15 protein-coding genes and 1 pseudogene are annotated in these 15,784 nt (G+C 71.1%); 5 read left to right on the top strand and 11 right to left on the bottom strand.

Annotated elements, in window-relative coordinates:
- Positions 1-33: 33 nt before the first annotated feature.
- The 4 genes and pseudogenes from ACIQRL_RS07980 to ACIQRL_RS07995 all read right to left on the bottom strand — a co-directional run bounded on the left by ACIQRL_RS07980 (position 34) and on the right by ACIQRL_RS07995 (position 1,946).
- Entirely contained in the window at positions 34-618 is a 585-nt protein-coding gene (locus ACIQRL_RS07980; RefSeq protein ID WP_401329540.1) for a DUF2690 domain-containing protein, read from the bottom strand.
- A 55-nt stretch (positions 619-673) separates the two neighbouring features.
- Positions 674-886, bottom strand: coding sequence for a hypothetical protein (locus tag ACIQRL_RS07985; protein ID WP_401329597.1), 213 nt, complete (start codon positions 884-886; stop codon positions 674-676).
- 29 nt (positions 887-915) lie between these two features.
- A pseudogene (locus ACIQRL_RS07990) lies at positions 916-1,107 on the bottom strand (helix-turn-helix domain-containing protein); the annotation flags it as partial.
- Entirely contained in the window at positions 1,104-1,946 is an 843-nt protein-coding gene (locus ACIQRL_RS07995) for a peptidoglycan-binding protein (protein WP_401328607.1), read from the bottom strand. The gene ACIQRL_RS07995 and the pseudogene ACIQRL_RS07990, both read right to left, overlap by 4 nt.
- Before the next feature lie 241 nt (positions 1,947-2,187).
- Between ACIQRL_RS07995 and ACIQRL_RS08000 the strand changes: the two genes are divergently transcribed.
- From ACIQRL_RS08000 to ACIQRL_RS08010, 3 genes are all read left to right on the top strand, one after another.
- Entirely contained in the window at positions 2,188-2,631 is a 444-nt protein-coding gene (locus ACIQRL_RS08000) for a peptidoglycan-binding protein (RefSeq protein WP_401328609.1), read from the top strand.
- A gap of 317 nt (positions 2,632-2,948) precedes the next feature.
- On the top strand, positions 2,949-4,163 hold the full coding sequence (locus tag ACIQRL_RS08005; RefSeq protein WP_401328611.1) for a pyridoxal phosphate-dependent aminotransferase: 1,215 nt from the start codon (positions 2,949-2,951) through the stop codon (positions 4,161-4,163).
- A gap of 532 nt (positions 4,164-4,695) precedes the next feature.
- A complete protein-coding gene (locus ACIQRL_RS08010; protein WP_401328613.1) occupies positions 4,696-5,895 on the top strand; it encodes a hypothetical protein in 1,200 nt (399 codons plus the stop codon).
- 61 nt (positions 5,896-5,956) lie between these two features.
- Here the strand turns inward: ACIQRL_RS08010 and ACIQRL_RS08015 are convergent, their stop codons facing one another.
- Both ACIQRL_RS08015 and clpB read right to left on the bottom strand, forming a co-directional pair.
- Complete coding sequence (locus ACIQRL_RS08015) at positions 5,957-6,502, bottom strand: YbjN domain-containing protein (protein WP_401328614.1); 546 nt, start codon at positions 6,500-6,502, stop codon at positions 5,957-5,959.
- A 316-nt stretch (positions 6,503-6,818) separates the two neighbouring features.
- Positions 6,819-9,431: an ATP-dependent chaperone ClpB gene (clpB, locus tag ACIQRL_RS08020; RefSeq protein WP_401329543.1), complete on the bottom strand. Its 2,613-nt coding sequence runs from the start codon at positions 9,429-9,431 to the stop codon at positions 6,819-6,821.
- A 131-nt stretch (positions 9,432-9,562) separates the two neighbouring features.
- Here clpB and ACIQRL_RS08025 point away from each other — a divergent pair, with 131 nt between their 5' ends.
- Positions 9,563-9,976 carry a pyridoxamine 5'-phosphate oxidase family protein gene (locus tag ACIQRL_RS08025; RefSeq protein WP_401328616.1) on the top strand — a complete coding sequence of 138 codons (414 nt, stop codon included), beginning with the start codon at positions 9,563-9,565 and terminating at the stop codon, positions 9,974-9,976.
- A gap of 161 nt (positions 9,977-10,137) precedes the next feature.
- Here ACIQRL_RS08025 and ACIQRL_RS08030 read toward each other — a convergent pair whose 3' ends face one another.
- Together ACIQRL_RS08030 and ACIQRL_RS08035 are read right to left on the bottom strand one after the other, a co-directional pair.
- A complete protein-coding gene (locus ACIQRL_RS08030; RefSeq protein WP_355982012.1) occupies positions 10,138-10,473 on the bottom strand; it encodes a hypothetical protein in 336 nt (111 codons plus the stop codon).
- On the bottom strand, positions 10,470-10,685 hold the full coding sequence (locus tag ACIQRL_RS08035; protein WP_401328619.1) for a hypothetical protein: 216 nt from the start codon (positions 10,683-10,685) through the stop codon (positions 10,470-10,472). Before ACIQRL_RS08035 ends, ACIQRL_RS08030 begins: the two co-directional genes overlap by 4 nt.
- Positions 10,686-10,951: 266 nt before the next feature.
- Here ACIQRL_RS08035 and ACIQRL_RS08040 point away from each other — a divergent pair, with 266 nt between their 5' ends.
- Positions 10,952-11,944 carry a helix-turn-helix transcriptional regulator gene (locus tag ACIQRL_RS08040; RefSeq protein WP_401328622.1) on the top strand — a complete coding sequence of 331 codons (993 nt, stop codon included), beginning with the start codon at positions 10,952-10,954 and terminating at the stop codon, positions 11,942-11,944.
- Between the two features lie 71 nt (positions 11,945-12,015).
- On the opposite strand, the gene ACIQRL_RS08045 is transcribed toward ACIQRL_RS08040, so the two are convergent.
- The 3 genes from ACIQRL_RS08045 to ACIQRL_RS08055 all read right to left on the bottom strand — a co-directional run bounded on the left by ACIQRL_RS08045 (position 12,016) and on the right by ACIQRL_RS08055 (position 15,602).
- Positions 12,016-13,080, bottom strand: coding sequence for a LuxR C-terminal-related transcriptional regulator (locus tag ACIQRL_RS08045; RefSeq protein WP_401328625.1), 1,065 nt, complete (start codon positions 13,078-13,080; stop codon positions 12,016-12,018).
- A gap of 355 nt (positions 13,081-13,435) precedes the next feature.
- The gene (locus tag ACIQRL_RS08050; protein ID WP_401328628.1) at positions 13,436-14,110 is read right to left on the bottom strand and encodes a M15 family metallopeptidase; all 675 of its coding nucleotides are present in this window, start codon (positions 14,108-14,110) and stop codon (positions 13,436-13,438) included.
- 367 nt (positions 14,111-14,477) lie between these two features.
- Entirely contained in the window at positions 14,478-15,602 is a 1,125-nt protein-coding gene (locus ACIQRL_RS08055; protein WP_401328630.1) for a sugar ABC transporter substrate-binding protein, read from the bottom strand.
- Positions 15,603-15,784 lie beyond the last annotated feature (182 nt).

Genomic DNA, 15,784 nt, shown 5'->3' on the forward strand with positions numbered 1-15,784 from the left:
GCATCTGTACGTGGGGATGGCCCCGACCTGTGCTCAGCGGACGAGGAGCGTGGCCAGGAGGGGCGTCCCTGAAGCGGAGAGCCCCAGGGAACGGCCGCTCGGGTCGGTCGTGGGTGTGGGCAGCGGCCGGAGAGGAGTCGCCATGCCGGTGACGGCGGGGGCAGGAACTGACGGCGGACGCCCGTCCACCGCGCTCTCGAAGCATTCCCTCCCGCCGCCCGTCGCGGGCAGGAAGCATGCCTGGACCACGGTTCCCGGGCGGGTCGCCGTCATGGGGGTGTGGACGTAGGTGTCCGCCTCGGCACGGTTGTTCACCCGGGCGACGCGGCCCCTCAGTTCGACCCCGTCGCCGATCCGCGTGCCCCACATCCGTGCCCAACTGGTCCCGCACACCCTGCTGTACCGCAGTTGCACCGAGGCGCCCGTGGAGGTGAGGTGCTCGGTCAGGGTCTCGGGCGCGTCGCCGCACTTCGTGACCGCCGGATCCCTGCCCTCGCAGTCGGTGTCCCGGCAGCTCGGGCCGGTGGCGGACGGGAACGCCGACGGCCGTGCCGGCTCGCTCCGGTGGGGGACGAGGAGAAGGCTGAGCAGAACCGCCCCGAACACCAGGGCGGACACCGACGCGAGGGCCGCCGCGGCCGTCGCCCCCCGTTGGCCGGAGGACGGGGATGCTTCAGGCGAAGGCGAAGGCGAAGGTGAAGGCGCACGCGTAAGCGTGAGCGTGGGCGTGGACGCAGGCATGGCCGTGGGCGTGGACGCAGGCATGGCCGTGGGCGTGGCCATGGGCGTGGGCGCAGGCGTGGGACCAGGAGTCGGGGCCGGGGCGGTGGGCCGCGGCCGTGCCGGCTCCTTCGGCCCGATGCTCTCCGACCTCGCGATCTCCCACAGCGCCAGACACCGGCCGTCCGGTTCCCCGGCGAGGCGGCACAGCTCCTGTATCGCCGGGCGCGGTGGCAGCGTCCTGCCGTTGAGGTAACGCTCCCAGGACGACTTGCTGAACGTGGTCTTCGCCGCGAGCCCCGCCATGCTCAGGCCGGTGCGGTCCTTCAACTCCCTGAGTCCGGCGGCCAGTCTGGCGCTCTCCGGTGAGGGCTCGGGCCTGGTCATCCGCGCAGGGCCTGCCAGGTGCGTGGTCCGACCATGCCGTCCGCGTCCAGACCGGCGCGCTTCTGCATGGCCTTGACCGCTCGCTGTGTCAGGGGACCGAACATCCCGTCGATGCCGCCGGGTGAGATGCCCGCCCGGCGCAGCAGGCACTGCGCCTCGGCCACGCCGGAACCGGCGCTGCCGTAGCCGAGTTCGGCGTCCCGGGTGCGGCTGATGCCCGCGTACCAGAGACCGTCGATCTGCTGGAGCCTGCACGTGTACACGCGCGGTGCGGACGCCGAGGCGGCCGGAACCGGGGAAGTCACCGTCGCTCCGTTCTCGCGGGCGTCGAGACGCAGGACGAGCAGGACGGTCGAGGTGACGGCCAGCACCAGGGCGACCGCTCCCGCCACGAGCGTGATGCGCAGCGAACGACCGAGGGAAGGCCTGGGTCCGGCTCCCGTCGCCACCGTGTCCGACACCACCGGAAGCCCGGGTTGCACCGGCTCCTCCGGCGAAGGCGAAGGCGAAGGCACTGGAGTCGGCGCTGGAGTCGGCGTGGGTGCACGGCCGCCGTTCCAGGTGTCGGCGGCGACCTCGTGGAGCGCGAGCAGCCGGACCGGATCGACGCCACCGACCCGGGCGAGCGCCTCCACGGCTTCCCGGGGCGGGAGCGACCTGCCGCCCAGATACCGCTCCCACGACTTCTGGCTGTACCCCGTCTTCACCGCCAGTTGGGACATGCTCAGCTCGCTCTGATCCTTCAGCAGACGTAACTGCGTCACCAACTGCCGCACACGCGAGTCCAGTTCGGCGGGCAGCGCTTTGCGGCGCGGCATGTTCCCCCCAGGTGTGGTCATGACCATGATCAGCGGCCCCCCGCTGCGTCGCATTCTGCATGAGCGGCACGGCGTCTGCCACGGCCGTCCCGCCGAACCGTCCCCCTGGACGGCGTTCACGCAGGTCAGCGGGTGCCGCGTCCCACGTCGCCGTCACTTGGGCAGAGGCTGTGGCGGCCGTCGCCGACCGCCCCGCACCATCGAGTCGCCACCTGCTCCTGCGACGGGCCAGGTGCTCACCCACGATCCGAAAGAGGAACGCATGCGATCGCACGTCCTGGCCAGGACCATCGTCAGCCTCACCGCCATCGCCGGCATCGCGGCCGGGAGCCTGGCCGCCGCGGGCACCAGCTACGCGGCTCCCGCGTCGGCCGCCAAGACGTCGGTGGCCGCCCCCGCCTCCGCGCTCGCGACGGAGAACTTCGGCCTGACCACCGCCGAGGCCAAGAACGTCCAGACGTTCCTGGCGGGCGACTGGGCCTACACCGGCAAGATCGACGGACAGCTGGGCACCGAGAGCTGGAAGGCGTTCCAGCGCTGCCTCAAGAAGTACTGGGGCTACACCGGCGCCATCGACGGCGACCCCGGCAGCAACACGATCATGGCGCTCCAGCGGCTCCTCGCGGACTCCTACGGCTACACCGGCGACATCGACGGCATCGCCGGGTCCGGGACCCGGGCGGCGTTCAAGCGGTTCGCCGCCTGACCTACGCCGACCCGGCCGCGGCCCGCTCTCCCCGGAAGCCGGGAGGAGAGCGGGCCGCGGCACGTCGATCGGCGCCGCGCCACCTCCCGCTGGTCCGCTCAGAGCTTTCCGGGGTCCGGATGCCCAGCGGGGCCATGCCCCGGTGGTGAGTGCGGGCGGTGAGGTCCACCAGGAACAGGCCGTCCGAGGGTCGTCGGCGTCGGCCGATGACGACGGTCGGCGGCGGAGTCGCTCCCGCACATGGGCGGCGCACGGTTCACTGGCGCAGGTGCCCTTCGGCGAAGGCGAGTTGAGGAAGACCACGGCGTGGGCGCAGGATGACCGGTATGACCTCCAGCGCGCGCCCCTTTCTGAATCGCCGGCTCGCCGAGTTCGGGACGACGATCTTCGCCGAGATGTCCGCCCTCGCGATGAGCACCGGCTCGATCAACCTCGGACAGGGCTTCCCGGACACGGACGGTCCCGAGGAGATCCGGGAGGCGGCCGTACGCGCGCTGCGGGACGGACGCGGCAACCAGTACCCGCCGGGACCCGGCGTCCCCGAGCTGCGTACCGCGATCGCCGCGCATCAGAAGCGCCACTACGGCCTGTCGTACGACCCCGACACCGAGGTCCTGGTGACGGCGGGCGCCACCGAGGCCATCGCCGCCGCCCTGCTCGCGCTCCTGGAGCCCGGCGACGAGGTGATCGCCCTGGAGCCGTACTACGACTCCTACGCGGCCTCCATCGCCATGGCGGGCGGGACGCGCGTGCCCGTGACACTGCGCCCGGACGAGAGCACCCACGACGGGGTCACCGACCGGCGCTTCCGGCTCGACCTCGACGAACTGCGCGACGCGGTCACCGAGCGGACCCGGCTGCTGCTGATCAACACCCCGCACAATCCGACCGGCACCGTCCTCACCCGCGCCGAGCTGACGGAGATCGCGCGGATCGCCGTCGAGCGGGATCTGCTCGTGGTGACGGACGAGGTGTACGAGCACCTGGTCTTCGACGACGCCGAGCACGTACCGCTGGCCGGCCTGCCGGGGATGCGCGAGCGGACGGTCACCATCGGCAGCGCGGGCAAGACGTTCTCGTTCACCGGCTGGAAGGTGGGCTGGGTGACCGCGCCGCCGGCCCTGGTCAGCGCCGTACGGTCGGCGAAGCAGTTCCTGACGTACGTGGCGTCGGGGCCCTTCCAGTACGCCGTCGCCGAGGCGCTCGCGCTGCCGGACGCGTACTTCGAGACCTTCCGCGCGGACATGCTGCGCAAGCGGGACCTGCTGGCGGCGGGACTCACGGAGGCGGGCTTCGCGGTCTTCCGGCCGCAGGGCACGTACTTCATCACCACCGACATCCGCCCGCTCGGCGAGACGGACGGCTTCGCCTTCTGCCGCGCCCTGCCCGAACGCGCCGGGGTCGTGGCCATCCCGAACGCCGTCTTCTACGACCATCGCGAGCAGGGCGCGCCTTTCGTTCGGTTCGCCTTCTGCAAGCAAACGCGTGTTCTGGAAGACGCGGTCTCCCGGCTCAGGACACTGGTCGAATGACACCCACCACGCGTGACGACCAGGGAACGGCCTCTCGGCCTCGGGCCCTCCCAGCCGCCACGCATCCGCACCGCTGCACCGGCGGAGTCGCGTAAGCACCACCACGAGGAGCGGCCCCGCCCGATGGTGGTGAAGAGCGCGGGCCAGGAGGGCCCAGGCGGGATTTCCGGAGCCCTCGGGGGCCGTCCCAACGGCCGAAGGCGGCCTGACAGGCTCGCGGCCTGACGGACTCGGCGGGCTCGGCGGGCTCGGCGGGCTCGGCGGGCTCGGCGGGCTCGGCGGGCTCGGCGGGCTCGGCGGGCTGACCATCGGGGGGGCCGGGCGGTCTTCGGCGAGCCGACGGCCGGGCCGGACGCGCCGGGCCGGGGCAGGACCCGTCGGGCGGCCGGAAGAGTGAGAGGAACCCGCCGTGCGGGGCCGTTTAGCACCGGTCGCGCCCCGCGTGCGGGCGGCGCGCCGGGGCCCCCGGAACGGAACCCGCACGGACGATCAAAGCTCGCAAATACCCCGCGGGGAACGCACAGTTCGGGGTGTGACCCACCCGAGTACCCTCGCTCGCCCCGCTCTCACGGAGCCCGGCGACCGTGCCGTCCGACCGTCCCGCGCCGCGCGCAGCCTGCCGTACGGCGCGATCACGGCGCTCGGACTGTTCGCCGCCGCGCGCCTGGCCGGCCTCCTCGTGCTCGCCGGGACCGCCTGGGCCACCGGCGGACACCCGGTCGCCCTGCTCGCGCGGTCCTGGGACTCGGCCTGGTACCTGGGGATCGCCGCGCACGGTTACGGGCGGACGCTCCACTTCCACCCCACGGTCGTCCACAGCGACCTCGCGTTCTTCCCGCTCTACCCGGCCCTCGTCCGGGCGGTCACCACGCTGACCCCGCTGACCGGGGGCTCGGCGGGCCTGCTGGTCGCCTGGACCGCGGCGGCGGCCGCCGTGTGCGGGGTGTACGCGATCGGGGCACGGCTGCACGGCCGGGCGGTCGGCACCGCGCTGGTGCTGCTGTGGGGTCTGCTGCCGCACTCGGTGGTGCTGACGATGGCGTACACCGAGCCCGTGCTGACCGCGTTCGCCGCCTGGTCGCTGTACGCGGTGCTCGACCGGCGCTGGCTGTGGGCCGGCTCGCTGGCCGCGCTGGCTGGACTGGCCAGGCCGAACGGCTTCACGGTGGCCGCGGCGGTCCTCGTGGCGGCGGCGCACGAGGTCTGGCGGCGCCGCGGAAAAGTTACCCACAGGCTGTGGACGGGCGCCGCGCTCGCGCCGCTGGGCTGGGGCGGTTATGTCCTGTGGGTGGGGCACCGCGAGGGCGACTGGCTCGGCGGCTACTTCCAGGTGCAGCGGCTGTGGGGCTCGCGCTTCGACCTCGGCGCGGGGTCGCTCCACTTCGTCAAGCACCTGCTGCTGCGCGGGGACCGGTTCGTGTTCCCCATGACGATGGTGATCGTCGCCGCGGCCGTACTGCTGTACGCGCTGCTGATCGCGGACCGGGCGCCCCTGCCGCTGCTGGTCTACAGCGGAGTCCTGCTGCTGATCGCGCTGGGCGGCTCGGGGTTCTTCGAGTCCAAGCCACGGTTCCTGCTGCCGGCCTTCCCGCTGCTGCTGCCACTGGCCCGCGCGCTGGTGCGAACGGCGAGAGCCCGCCCCTGGCACGCGACCCTGGTGGTCGGTGCCCTGGCCGGGCTCTCGTTCGCCTACGGCGCGTATCTGGTCGTGATCGCGCACACCCCGCTCTAGGACCTGTCCCAGGTCCCGGGGGCCGGTGCGCGCGGTACGGATCGCCGCCGCGAGGACGGGCCTACTCGTCTTCGGCTTCGGTGCCGTCGTCCTCGGGCTTCTCCGCCTCGTTGATCTCCTGCTCCAGGCCGAGCTGCTCGACGAGCCACTTGTCGAACTCGATGGCTGCCCGCACCCAGCTCACCGTGGAGGACACGAAGTGCTCCAGGCTGACGCCGGTGCCGATCAGCATCTGCGCCTCACCGATCAGACGGACGGTGCCGTCGTCGTGGGTGTGGCTGTAGACCTTGGGCCACAGGGTGCGGCGGTTCCAGTCGTCGATCGACTCGAGGAGCGCGTGCTTCTCGTCGAGCTGGTGGGGCCGGTCGTAGAACGTCCGCACCGAGAAGACCTGCTGGTCACCCTCGCCGCGGAACATGAAGTACGTACGGAACTCCTCCCACGGCGCCGCGAGGTCACCCTCGTCGTCGACGACGTACTTCAGCTCCATCTGGTCAAGGAGCTGCTTAACGAGGTCCTGATCCGGGACCACGGGGCCCGCGGGGCCGCCGGACTGCGGCTCGGGCTGGCCCCCGAAGTTCGGAATCGAGGACGGGTCGATGCTCACCGTGTATTTCCCTTCGTACGGATGCTGCCATCCTCCCTCATGCGGCACCTGGAGTGGCAACCCCTGGCAGTGCCTGTCCGCCGGCGGCTGACAAGATCCGGTCACCCACGGGCATCGGGCCGGGCGGGAAGTGTCCGCGGGAGCACGCCGGGAGTCGCCCGTACAGCGTCGGCGTGAACATGCGAAGAACCCGCGGCTGGTGTGCCACGGGTCCTTCGCCCGCCTGGTTCCGGCGCATCCAGTACCGGTACGGGGTTCCGGTTACGAGTACGGGTTCCGGCGCCGGTACGGGCCACGGCCGGAGCCGGAGCCGGAGCTACAGCGTCTTGCCCGTCGCCGGGCCCACGATCAGGCCGTCGCCGAAGGCGTCCACGCGGACCGTGTCGCCGTCCTTGACCTCGCCCGCCAGGATCTCCTTGGCCAGCCGGTCGCCGATGGCGGTCTGGACGAGGCGCCGCAGCGGGCGCGCTCCGTACGCCGGATCGTTGCCCTCCTCGGCCAGCCAGGCCAGTGCCGCGTCGGTGACCTCCAGGGTGAGCCGGCGCTCGGCGAGCCGCTTCGCCAGGCGGTCGATCTGGAGCCGGGCGATGCGCTCCAGCTCCGACCGGTCGAGCGCGGAGAAGACGACGAGGTCGTCCAGCCGGTTCAGGAACTCCGGCTTGAAGGAGGCGCGGACGACGTCCAGAACCTGTCGCTTCCTGTCCTCCTCGGAGGACAGCGGATCGGCGAGGCTCTGCCCGCCGAGGAACTGGCTGCCCAGGTTCGAGGTGAGGATCAGGATGGTGTTGCGGAAGTCGACCGTCCGGCCCTGACCGTCCGTCAGCCGCCCGTCGTCCAGCACCTGGAGCAGGATGTCGAAGACCTCGGGGTGCGCCTTCTCGACCTCGTCGAGCAGGATCACGCTGTACGGGCGACGGCGTACGGCCTCGGTGAGCTGGCCGCCCTCCTCGTAGCCGATGTACCCGGGCGGCGCGCCGACCAGCCGGGCCACGCTGTGCTTCTCGCCGTACTCCGACATGTCGATGCGGATCATCGCCCGCTCGTCGTCGAAGAGGAAGTCGGCGAGCGCCTTGGCCAGTTCGGTCTTGCCGACGCCCGTCGGGCCGAGGAAGAGGAAGGAGCCGGTGGGCCGGTCCGGGTCGGCGATACCGGCCCGGGTGCGCCGCACGGCGTCGGACACCGCCCCCACGGCCTCGGTCTGGCCGATCAGACGACGGCCCAACTCCGCCTCCATGCGCAGCAGTTTCTGCGTCTCGCCCTCCAGGAGGCGGCCCGCGGGGATGCCGGTCCAGGCGCCGACGACGTCCGCGATGTCGTCCGGTCCGACCTCCTCCTTGACCATGGTGTCCTTGCCGGCCTCCTCCTCGGCCTGCGAGGCTTCCTCCAAGTCCCTTTCCAGGGTGGGGATCTCGCCGTAGAGCAGCTTGGAGGCGGTGTCGAAGTCGCCGTCGCGCTGCGCGCGTTCGGCCTGGCCGCGCAGCTCGTCGAGCTTCTCCTTCAGCTCACCGACGCGGTTGAGGGACTGCTTCTCCTTCTCCCAGCGGGCGGTGAGACCGCGCAGCTCCTCCTCCTTGTCGGCGAGGTCGCGGCGCAGCTTGTCCAGGCGCTCCCGGCTGGCGGCGTCGGTCTCCTTGCCGATCGCCAGCTCCTCCATCTTCAGCCGGTCGACGACCCGCTGGAGTTCGTCGATCTCGACCGGGGAGGAGTCGATCTCCATGCGCAGCCGTGAGGCCGCCTCGTCGACGAGGTCGATGGCCTTGTCGGGAAGGAAGCGGGAGGTGATGTAGCGGTCGGACAGGGTCGCGGCGGCCACCAGGGCCCTGTCGGCGATCTGGACCTTGTGGTGGGCCTCGTAGCGGCCCTTGAGCCCGCGCAGGATGGCGATGGTGTCCTCGACGGTCGGCTCGGCGACCAGCACCTGCTGGAAGCGCCGCTCCAGCGCCGGGTCCTTCTCGATCCGCTCGCGGTACTCGTCGAGGGTGGTCGCGCCGACCATGCGCAGCTCACCGCGGGCGAGCATGGGCTTGAGCATGTTGCCGGCGTCCATGGCGGAGTCGCCGCCCGCGCCGGCGCCCACGACGGTGTGCAGCTCGTCGATGAAGGTGATGACCTGCCCGTCGGAGTCCTTGATCTCCGCGAGCACGGTCTTCAGGCGCTCCTCGAACTCGCCCCGGTACTTCGCCCCGGCGACCATCGCGCCGAGGTCGAGCGAGACGAGCCGCTTGTTCTTGAGCGACTCGGGCACGTCGCCCTTCACGATCCGCTGGGCGAGCCCCTCGACGACGGCGGTCTTGCCGACGCCGGGCTCGCCGATGAGGACGGGGTTGTTCTTCGTGCGGCGGGACAGGACCTGCACCACCCGGCGGATCTCGTGGTCCCGGCCGATGACGGGGTCGAGCTTGCCCTCACGCGCCGCGGCGGTGAAGTCCGTGCCGAACTTTTCGAGCGCCTTGTACTGGCCCTCGGGATCCGGGGTCGTCACCCGGCGCCCTCCCCTGGTCTTCTGGAACGCCTCGAGAAGCTTTTTCGCACTGGCGCCCTGCTGGGAGAGTACGTCGGCGATCGCACCGCCCTTCGCGGCGATCCCGATGAGCAGGTGCTCGGTGGAGATGAACTCGTCGCCGAGCTCCTTGGCGCGCTCGGCGGCGTCGGCGATGACGGCGAGCACCTCGCGGTTGGGCTGCGGGGGCGCGACGGTCGAGCCGGTCACGCTGGGCAGTGCGGCGAGCACGCGTTCGGCGCCGGCCCGCACGGAGGCCTGATCGGCGTCCACGGCCGCCAGCAGATCGATGATGTTCTCGTTGTCCTGCCCCTCCAGCAGAGCGAGCAGCAGGTGGGCGGGGGTGAGGTCCGGGTGCCCCTCCTTCACGGCGCGGTTGCTGGCCGCGTTGATCGCGTCCCGGCTCCTGTTGGTCAGCTCGGCGTCCACGTTCGCGTTCTCCTCCTCCTGGCATTCCTGACCGTTTCCTGACCCGGTCAACGTACACAAAGTTGAGTCTATTCCACTCAAGGCTGGAAGGGGAGGGAAATGGACGCCCGTCAGGCGTAGATTCGGGCCTCATGGCTTCCTATCCGGTGGATCCGCGGCAGCCCGACGCCGCCTACCTGAGCTTCTGGCGCGAGCGCCATCTGTGCACCCTGACCACCCTGCGGGCCGACGGCGGCCCGCACGTGGTGCCCGTCGGCGTTACATACGACCCCGAGGCCGGTCTCGCTCGGGTCATCACCAACAAGTCCAGCGCGAAGGTGGGCCACGTGCTCGCGGCGGGCCCGGACGGGGCACGCGTGGCGGTCTGCCAGGTGGACGGCCCGCGCTGGGCGACGCTGGAGGGGCGGGCGCGGGTCTCCACGGACCCGGAGCGCGTCGCGGAGGCGGTACGGCGCTACGCGGAGCGGTACGAGCGCACGCCGTCGCCGAACCCGGCCCGGGTGGTGATCGAGATCGAGCTCACGGCGGCGATGGGCCGCGGATGAGACCGCCACCCGGCGTCCTACGGCCGGTTCCAGCCCTTGCCGGGATCGGTCGAAACCCGGAGGTTTCCCCGGAAACTGCAGCGGCGTCACCGTGTTCAGGTCACGGTGACGCCGCTGCGGGGGGAAGTACCTGCGCGATCTACTACGACGGGGGAATCGCGTCAGGCACTGCGGGGGGTGGCTGCGATGGTCTCGACGTCCGGGACGTCAGGTCCGGTGAGCTGGTGGTCGCGCTGGTCGAGGTTCACGAAGATCATGCCGTACCGGATGGCGCACCGGACGGGCTGCGGCGCCCCCCGAGGCCGCCGCAGACACCGGTAGGCCCGTACGTCCTCGTCGTCGTCGCGGGTGACGACGACGGGCTCCCCGAAGACGGTCACCATCAGCGAGTCGCCGCTGTAGGGGATGGCGGTGACCAGGTCGATGAAGTGCCAGCCGGACCGGTAGGCGGTGGCCATTTCCCGGCGGAAGGAGCGGTCGTCGGGGGGAATGGTCATGCTTCTGCGCTCGCGGAGATGACGGTCCAGCCACTGTCCCCGGGGAGGGCCGCGGCCTCGACGTCGGTCCAGCCGCTGTCCGCGGGGACCGCCACGACGCGGGTCCAGCCACTGTCACCCAGGGCGGACGCCTCGACAGCGGTCCAGCCACTGTCACCCAGGGTCGACGCCTCGACAGCGGTCCAGCCGCTGTCCGCCGCGGTCGCCTTCACGCTGGTCCAACCGCTGTCCGGGCCGGCCCACGTCCGGGCACCCCCGGCATCAAGACCCGAGCCCCCCGAGGCGCCGAATGCCACAGCGACAGAGAAGACTGCGGCAAGCACTGAACCAAGCAATCTCGCTCGCATAGTCGGCTTCGTCCTCACTTGATGGAATCTTCTCCCCCGTCGTCACAAGACGATGGCTCATTCAGGCACGTCAATGCCACAGGAGCGATGCATCATGTTCCTGCACGTTCAGGACCCTGGGGGGTGGAGATTTGACCACAAAGAACTCACAACCGACACATCCCCACGCTGTCACCACGTTGTGTGACGAAGGAGCACGCCTTTACGCCAGCGCGCTGCACTCCGGCCGCATCACTCGGGTCGAAGTGGAAACAGCCCCTTGCCTCTTGGAGTTCGCACTGCTTCATCCCGATCCCGACGACGAGAAGTGGCTGCGCCCCGTTCCGCCGTCCGTCGCGCTCGCCCAGCGTCTGCAGCCCCTGGAACGGGAGATCCAGGAACGCCGGCGGCTGGCGATCGAACTGACCGATTCCTTCGATCCGTTCATCGCGATCAGCACGCAGAGCGCGGCGAGCATCCACGCGATCACCGTCCTGGAGGGATTCGACCGGATCAACGCGGCGCTCAATTCGGCCACCGCCGAGTGTCACACGGAGATGCTGACGATCCAGCCGGGCGGCGGCCGCCCCGCCGACGCCCTCATGCAGGCGCTGGAGCGCGACAGGCCGCTCACCGACCGCGGGGTGCGCATCCGCACGCTGTACCAGCACACCGCCCGGCACAGCCAGGGGACGCTCGCCTACGTGGAGCGCATATCCGGCGGCCGGATCCAGGTCCGCACCCTGGAGGAACTCATCGAGCGGCTGATCGTCTTCGACCGGACCGTCGCGTTCATCCCGGCCAGCGACGACCGGCGGGTCGCCCTCGAACTCCGGCACCCCGGCCTGGTGCTGTACCTGAGCAAGGTCTTCGAGCAGCTCTGGCAGCGCGCGGTCCCGCTCACCGAGGACGTCCCGAACGACGTCGGCCCCAACGGCATCACCGGCGTGCAGCGTTCCATCGCCAAACTGCTCATCGAGGGCCACGTGGACGAGGCCATCGCGCGCCGCCTGGGCATGAACGTCCGCACCTGCCGGGCGCACATCGCCAAGCTGGCCTCCGCCCTCGGCAGCGGAAGCCGGGCTCAACTCGGCTTCCTGATAGCGCAGTCGGGGCTCCTGGACCAGCCCGAGGGAGGGGAGTGACCCCGGCCGCCGCCGCCCGGTCGCCCGACCCGCCCGCCCGGGCGGCACACGGCGGGCCCGGCCCGCCCCGCTCAGCGGCCGGTCGGGGATCCGCGGTCGGGGACGGCGGGGGCTCCCGAGACCGCCTCCGCGACGGTGATCGCGTCGAGTCCGGGGGAACGCTGCGGCCCGTCGAGACCCGCCTGAGCGATCCGCACGCCCAACTGCGTCCGGCTCGCCGCGCCCAGCGTCTCCGACAGCCGGGCGATGTGCGCCCGGCACGTCCGCACGCTGATGCCCAGGCGTTCCGCGACGACCGCGTCCTGGTGGCCCTCGGCCAGCAGCGCCGCGATGGACCGCTCCCGGTGGGTGATGCCCTCGATGCCCGTCGAGGGCATCGGCGAGGTCAGCGGGATTCCCAGCCGCCACAGCCGCTCGAAGACCGTCACCAAGTAGTCGACCAGAGCCGGGTGACGCAGCTCCAGCGCGATCGTGCGGTCCGCGTTCGCGGGGATGAAGGCGACCGTGCGGTCGAAGAGGATGAGCCGTTCGACGACCTCGTCGAGGGTACGGGCCTCCGCCGCGTCGCCCATCAACTCCATGTAGTTCAGGAGGCCTTGGCCGTGCCGGGCCACGTGGGTGTACAGGTCGCGCATGCGCACCCCGCGCCGCCGCATCTCCATTGCCCGGTGCAGACCCTCGACGAGTTCGTCCTCGCGCCGGATACCGCCCGGCTGCACCGTCAGGACCTCGCGGGTGCACTCCTCGGTCGCCTTGTCCATGGCGGCGTGGATCCGCGGCAGCCCGTCGAGGACACGGATCGCCACTCCTTCGGCCGGTGCCCGCACCCGGCCGCCGAGGCCCGCGTACCACTCGAAGGCCGACACCGCGTCGCCCACCCGCGCCTGGCTCGCGCTGACTTCCTCGTACACGCCCCGCAGGAGCCGGGTCATGACCTCCTGGGGCGAGGTCGGCACCAGCCAGCCCATGTCGTCCGGATCGGGGTGCAGCAGCGCGAGTTCCAGCAGGCAGGGCACCGCCTCGGCGTCCTTGCGGGGCACCCGGCCACGCCGCACGGCCCGGGAGTACACCCGGTCGCCCGCATCGCACAGTCGGTCAGCGCCGTGCGGATGCCTGTCCGTCCCGTGCCCGGCCATCTCCCACCCCTGGCTCCAGCTCCAACCCCTGGCGTGAGCCCCCGCGTCAGGGCGTCCTCCGCAGCGCAACTATGCGCGGACGCGTCCGGCATCGCAACAAGGCTGTGTCGCCCAGCGGCGTCCGTTCGCCCGGCCTCATCCGCATAAAGCATGACCTTCACCGCACGCGGTGCAACAAGCTGAAGGGGGTGCCACCCGGACGTCCGGCCCCTCGCGGAACGGCCCCGGCGAGCACCCCGGCCCACGGCCCGGCCCCGGCGCCGAAGACACAACTACCGTAGCTTTCACGGAACTTGGGACGGCAGGGACGGCGTCCCGGGAGACGAGGGCCACGCCCCGGACGGGGAAGCGGAGGCTACGAGGGACCGTCGGCCGTGACGGAAAGTTCACGGGGACCGTAGATCGCGTGAGCGGCGCCCGTGGCGAGCGCCCAGTAACGGTCGCCGTAGGACCAGTGCCACCACTCGGTCGGGTAGTTGACGAGGCCCGCGGCGCTCAGCGCGTCGGCCAGGAGCCGGCGGTGGGCGCGCGCGGTCCCGGCGATGCCGTCCGCGGCGGTGTAACAGGCGCCGTCGCTGTCCTCGGGGCTCGCGTTCACGCGCGTGCCCATGTCCAGTTCCCGGCCGTCGCCGTCCACGAGGGTCAGGTCGACGGCGGCACCCGCGCTGTGCGGGGCGATCTCCGGCGGGGACACATAGCGGCTCGCCGCCTCGCGCAGGCGCCCGGCGTCCCACCCGGGGTGGTCCGCGCGCAGTCCGGCGGCGTACCGGTCGAAGTAGAGCCGCTGCAACGAGGGCGGGCGGTAGCCCTCGACGAACAGCAGCCGCACACCGTCCGGCAGCAGGTCCCCCGCCGCCACGAGCCGGTTCAGCACCCCTTCGCGCAGATGCGCGTACGCCCCGGTGTCATCGCTTCTGCGGGCGTCGACGGGGAACGGGTCCCCCGTCCGTACGTCGATGAGCGGCTCGCCGCAGTCCACGACGGGGATCGCGGCGATCTTCGGGTCGGACATCAGCACGATCGAAGGCATGGGGCGATCATGCCGGACCGGCGCGTACGGCCCCAGGGGGCGCCGGTGAGGCGCTGTGCGCGCCGGGCCGGGGCGCACGGGTGCCGTGCGGTCAGACGGCCGCACAGCTCCTCTGAGGGGCCCACGGGCGCTTACCGCCCGTCCGGACGCCGGGCCCGTCCCGGTCGCGGGGGGCGCGCGGGGCGGGTCCGTCGCGCGGGGTGCCGGTCGGGGTGCCGGCCGAGACGCCCGCGGAGGTGGCGGCCGGGGCGGACACGGAGCGGCCCCGGGTGCGGGTGCGCGCTCAGGGCGTGCACCCGCAGCCGGGGCCGGAAACCGTGCCGGTCCGTGCCCGCCGCCTCGGTCACGAGACAGCCGGCCGGACGTCCTACTTGATACCGAGCGTGTTGCAGGCCACCCTGTAGGGCTCCGTGCAGATCTCCTTGACGGTGTAGATGCCGTCCTGGATGACCGTCTTCCGGATGTTGTCCGTGGTGAGGTCCACCACGGGCACGAGCTGGGACGGGATGTCCTTGTTGCTGGGGCTGCTGACCTTGTCGCGGGTGAGCGCGTCGAACTCGATCGAGCGGCCCTGGACCCGGGCGACCGCCATCTCGGCGGCGGCGCTGGCCTCCTGCGGGTACGACTTGTACACGCTCATGAACTGGTCGCCCTTGATGATCCGCTGCACGGCGACGAGCTCGGAGTCCTGGCCGGTGACCGGCGGCACCTTGCTGACGCCCGCGTTCTTGAAGACGTCGATGACCGCGCCCGCGATGCCGTCGTTGGCGGCGTAGACACCGGCGATGTTGCTCAGGCCGACGTTCTGGATGGCCTTCTCCATGTTGACCTTGGCGTTCTCCGGCTTCCAGTCCTTGGTGTCGTACGAGCTGGCGATGATCACCTTGTCCTGGAGCTCGGACTGGGCGCCGGCCTTGAACTGCGCCGCGTTCGGGTCGGTGGGCGAGCCGTTCATCATGATGATCTTCTTCGAGGCCGAGTTGGTACCCAGCGCGCCGACCAGGGCCTTGCCCTGGACCTCGCCGACCAGCTCGTTGTCGAAGGAGATGTACGCGTCGATCGGACCCTGCGCCAGGCGGTCGTAGGCGATGACCGGGATACCGGCCTCCTTGGCCTTGCGCACGCCCTTCGCGATGGACACCGAGTCCACCGCGTCGACCAGGATGACGTCGACCTTGTCGTCGACCATCTGCTGGAGCTGGCGAAGCTGCTTGGCGGCGTCCGCCTCGGCGTTCTCGTAGACGACGGTGCCCTTTTTGTCCGTCAGCTTCTGGACCTGATCCCGGATGATCGGGTAGTCGAACTTGTCGTAACGAGAGTTCTCCTTCTCCGGAAGGAGCAGGCCCACCTTGATGTCGTCGCCCTTCGTGGGGCTTGCCGAGGTGCCGCTCCCACCAATGCCCATGCCGCACCCGGCGAGGGTGACGGCCATGACGGACGACGCCAGGGTGGGTACGACGGTACGGCGGAGGCCGGTGTTACGAGTGTTCACATCAGGTGCCTTCCGGGCGAGGTTGCAGCATTGCGACCCAGGTGGCTGAAAGCCAACGCGGCGATCACCTCAGCGTCAAGGAGTAATCACTTAACGAGATGGCAACGGCGTTTCGTGTTCCACAAGTGAACACGACGGGAAAAGACTACGCCCTTCCTTCCACCAATCCCCTCAGCTTCACC

Source organism: Streptomyces sp. NPDC091209 (genome assembly GCF_044757755.1).
Lineage (GTDB): Bacteria > Actinomycetota > Actinomycetes > Streptomycetales > Streptomycetaceae > Streptomyces.

Coding starts and splice junctions, on each gene's coding strand:
- ACIQRL_RS08000 (WP_401328609.1), top strand. CDS start 2,188: ATGCGATCGCACGTCCTGGCCAGGACCATCGTCAGCCTCACCGCCATC.
- ACIQRL_RS08005 (WP_401328611.1), top strand. CDS start 2,949: ATGACCGGTATGACCTCCAGCGCGCGCCCCTTTCTGAATCGCCGGCTC.
- ACIQRL_RS08045 (WP_401328625.1), bottom strand. CDS start 13,080: ATGGCCGGGCACGGGACGGACAGGCATCCGCACGGCGCTGACCGACTG.
- ACIQRL_RS07995 (WP_401328607.1), bottom strand. CDS start 1,946: ATGACCACACCTGGGGGGAACATGCCGCGCCGCAAAGCGCTGCCCGCC.
- ACIQRL_RS08030 (WP_355982012.1), bottom strand. CDS start 10,473: ATGACCATTCCCCCCGACGACCGCTCCTTCCGCCGGGAAATGGCCACC.
- ACIQRL_RS08050 (WP_401328628.1), bottom strand. CDS start 14,110: ATGCCTTCGATCGTGCTGATGTCCGACCCGAAGATCGCCGCGATCCCC.
- ACIQRL_RS08025 (WP_401328616.1), top strand. CDS start 9,563: ATGGCTTCCTATCCGGTGGATCCGCGGCAGCCCGACGCCGCCTACCTG.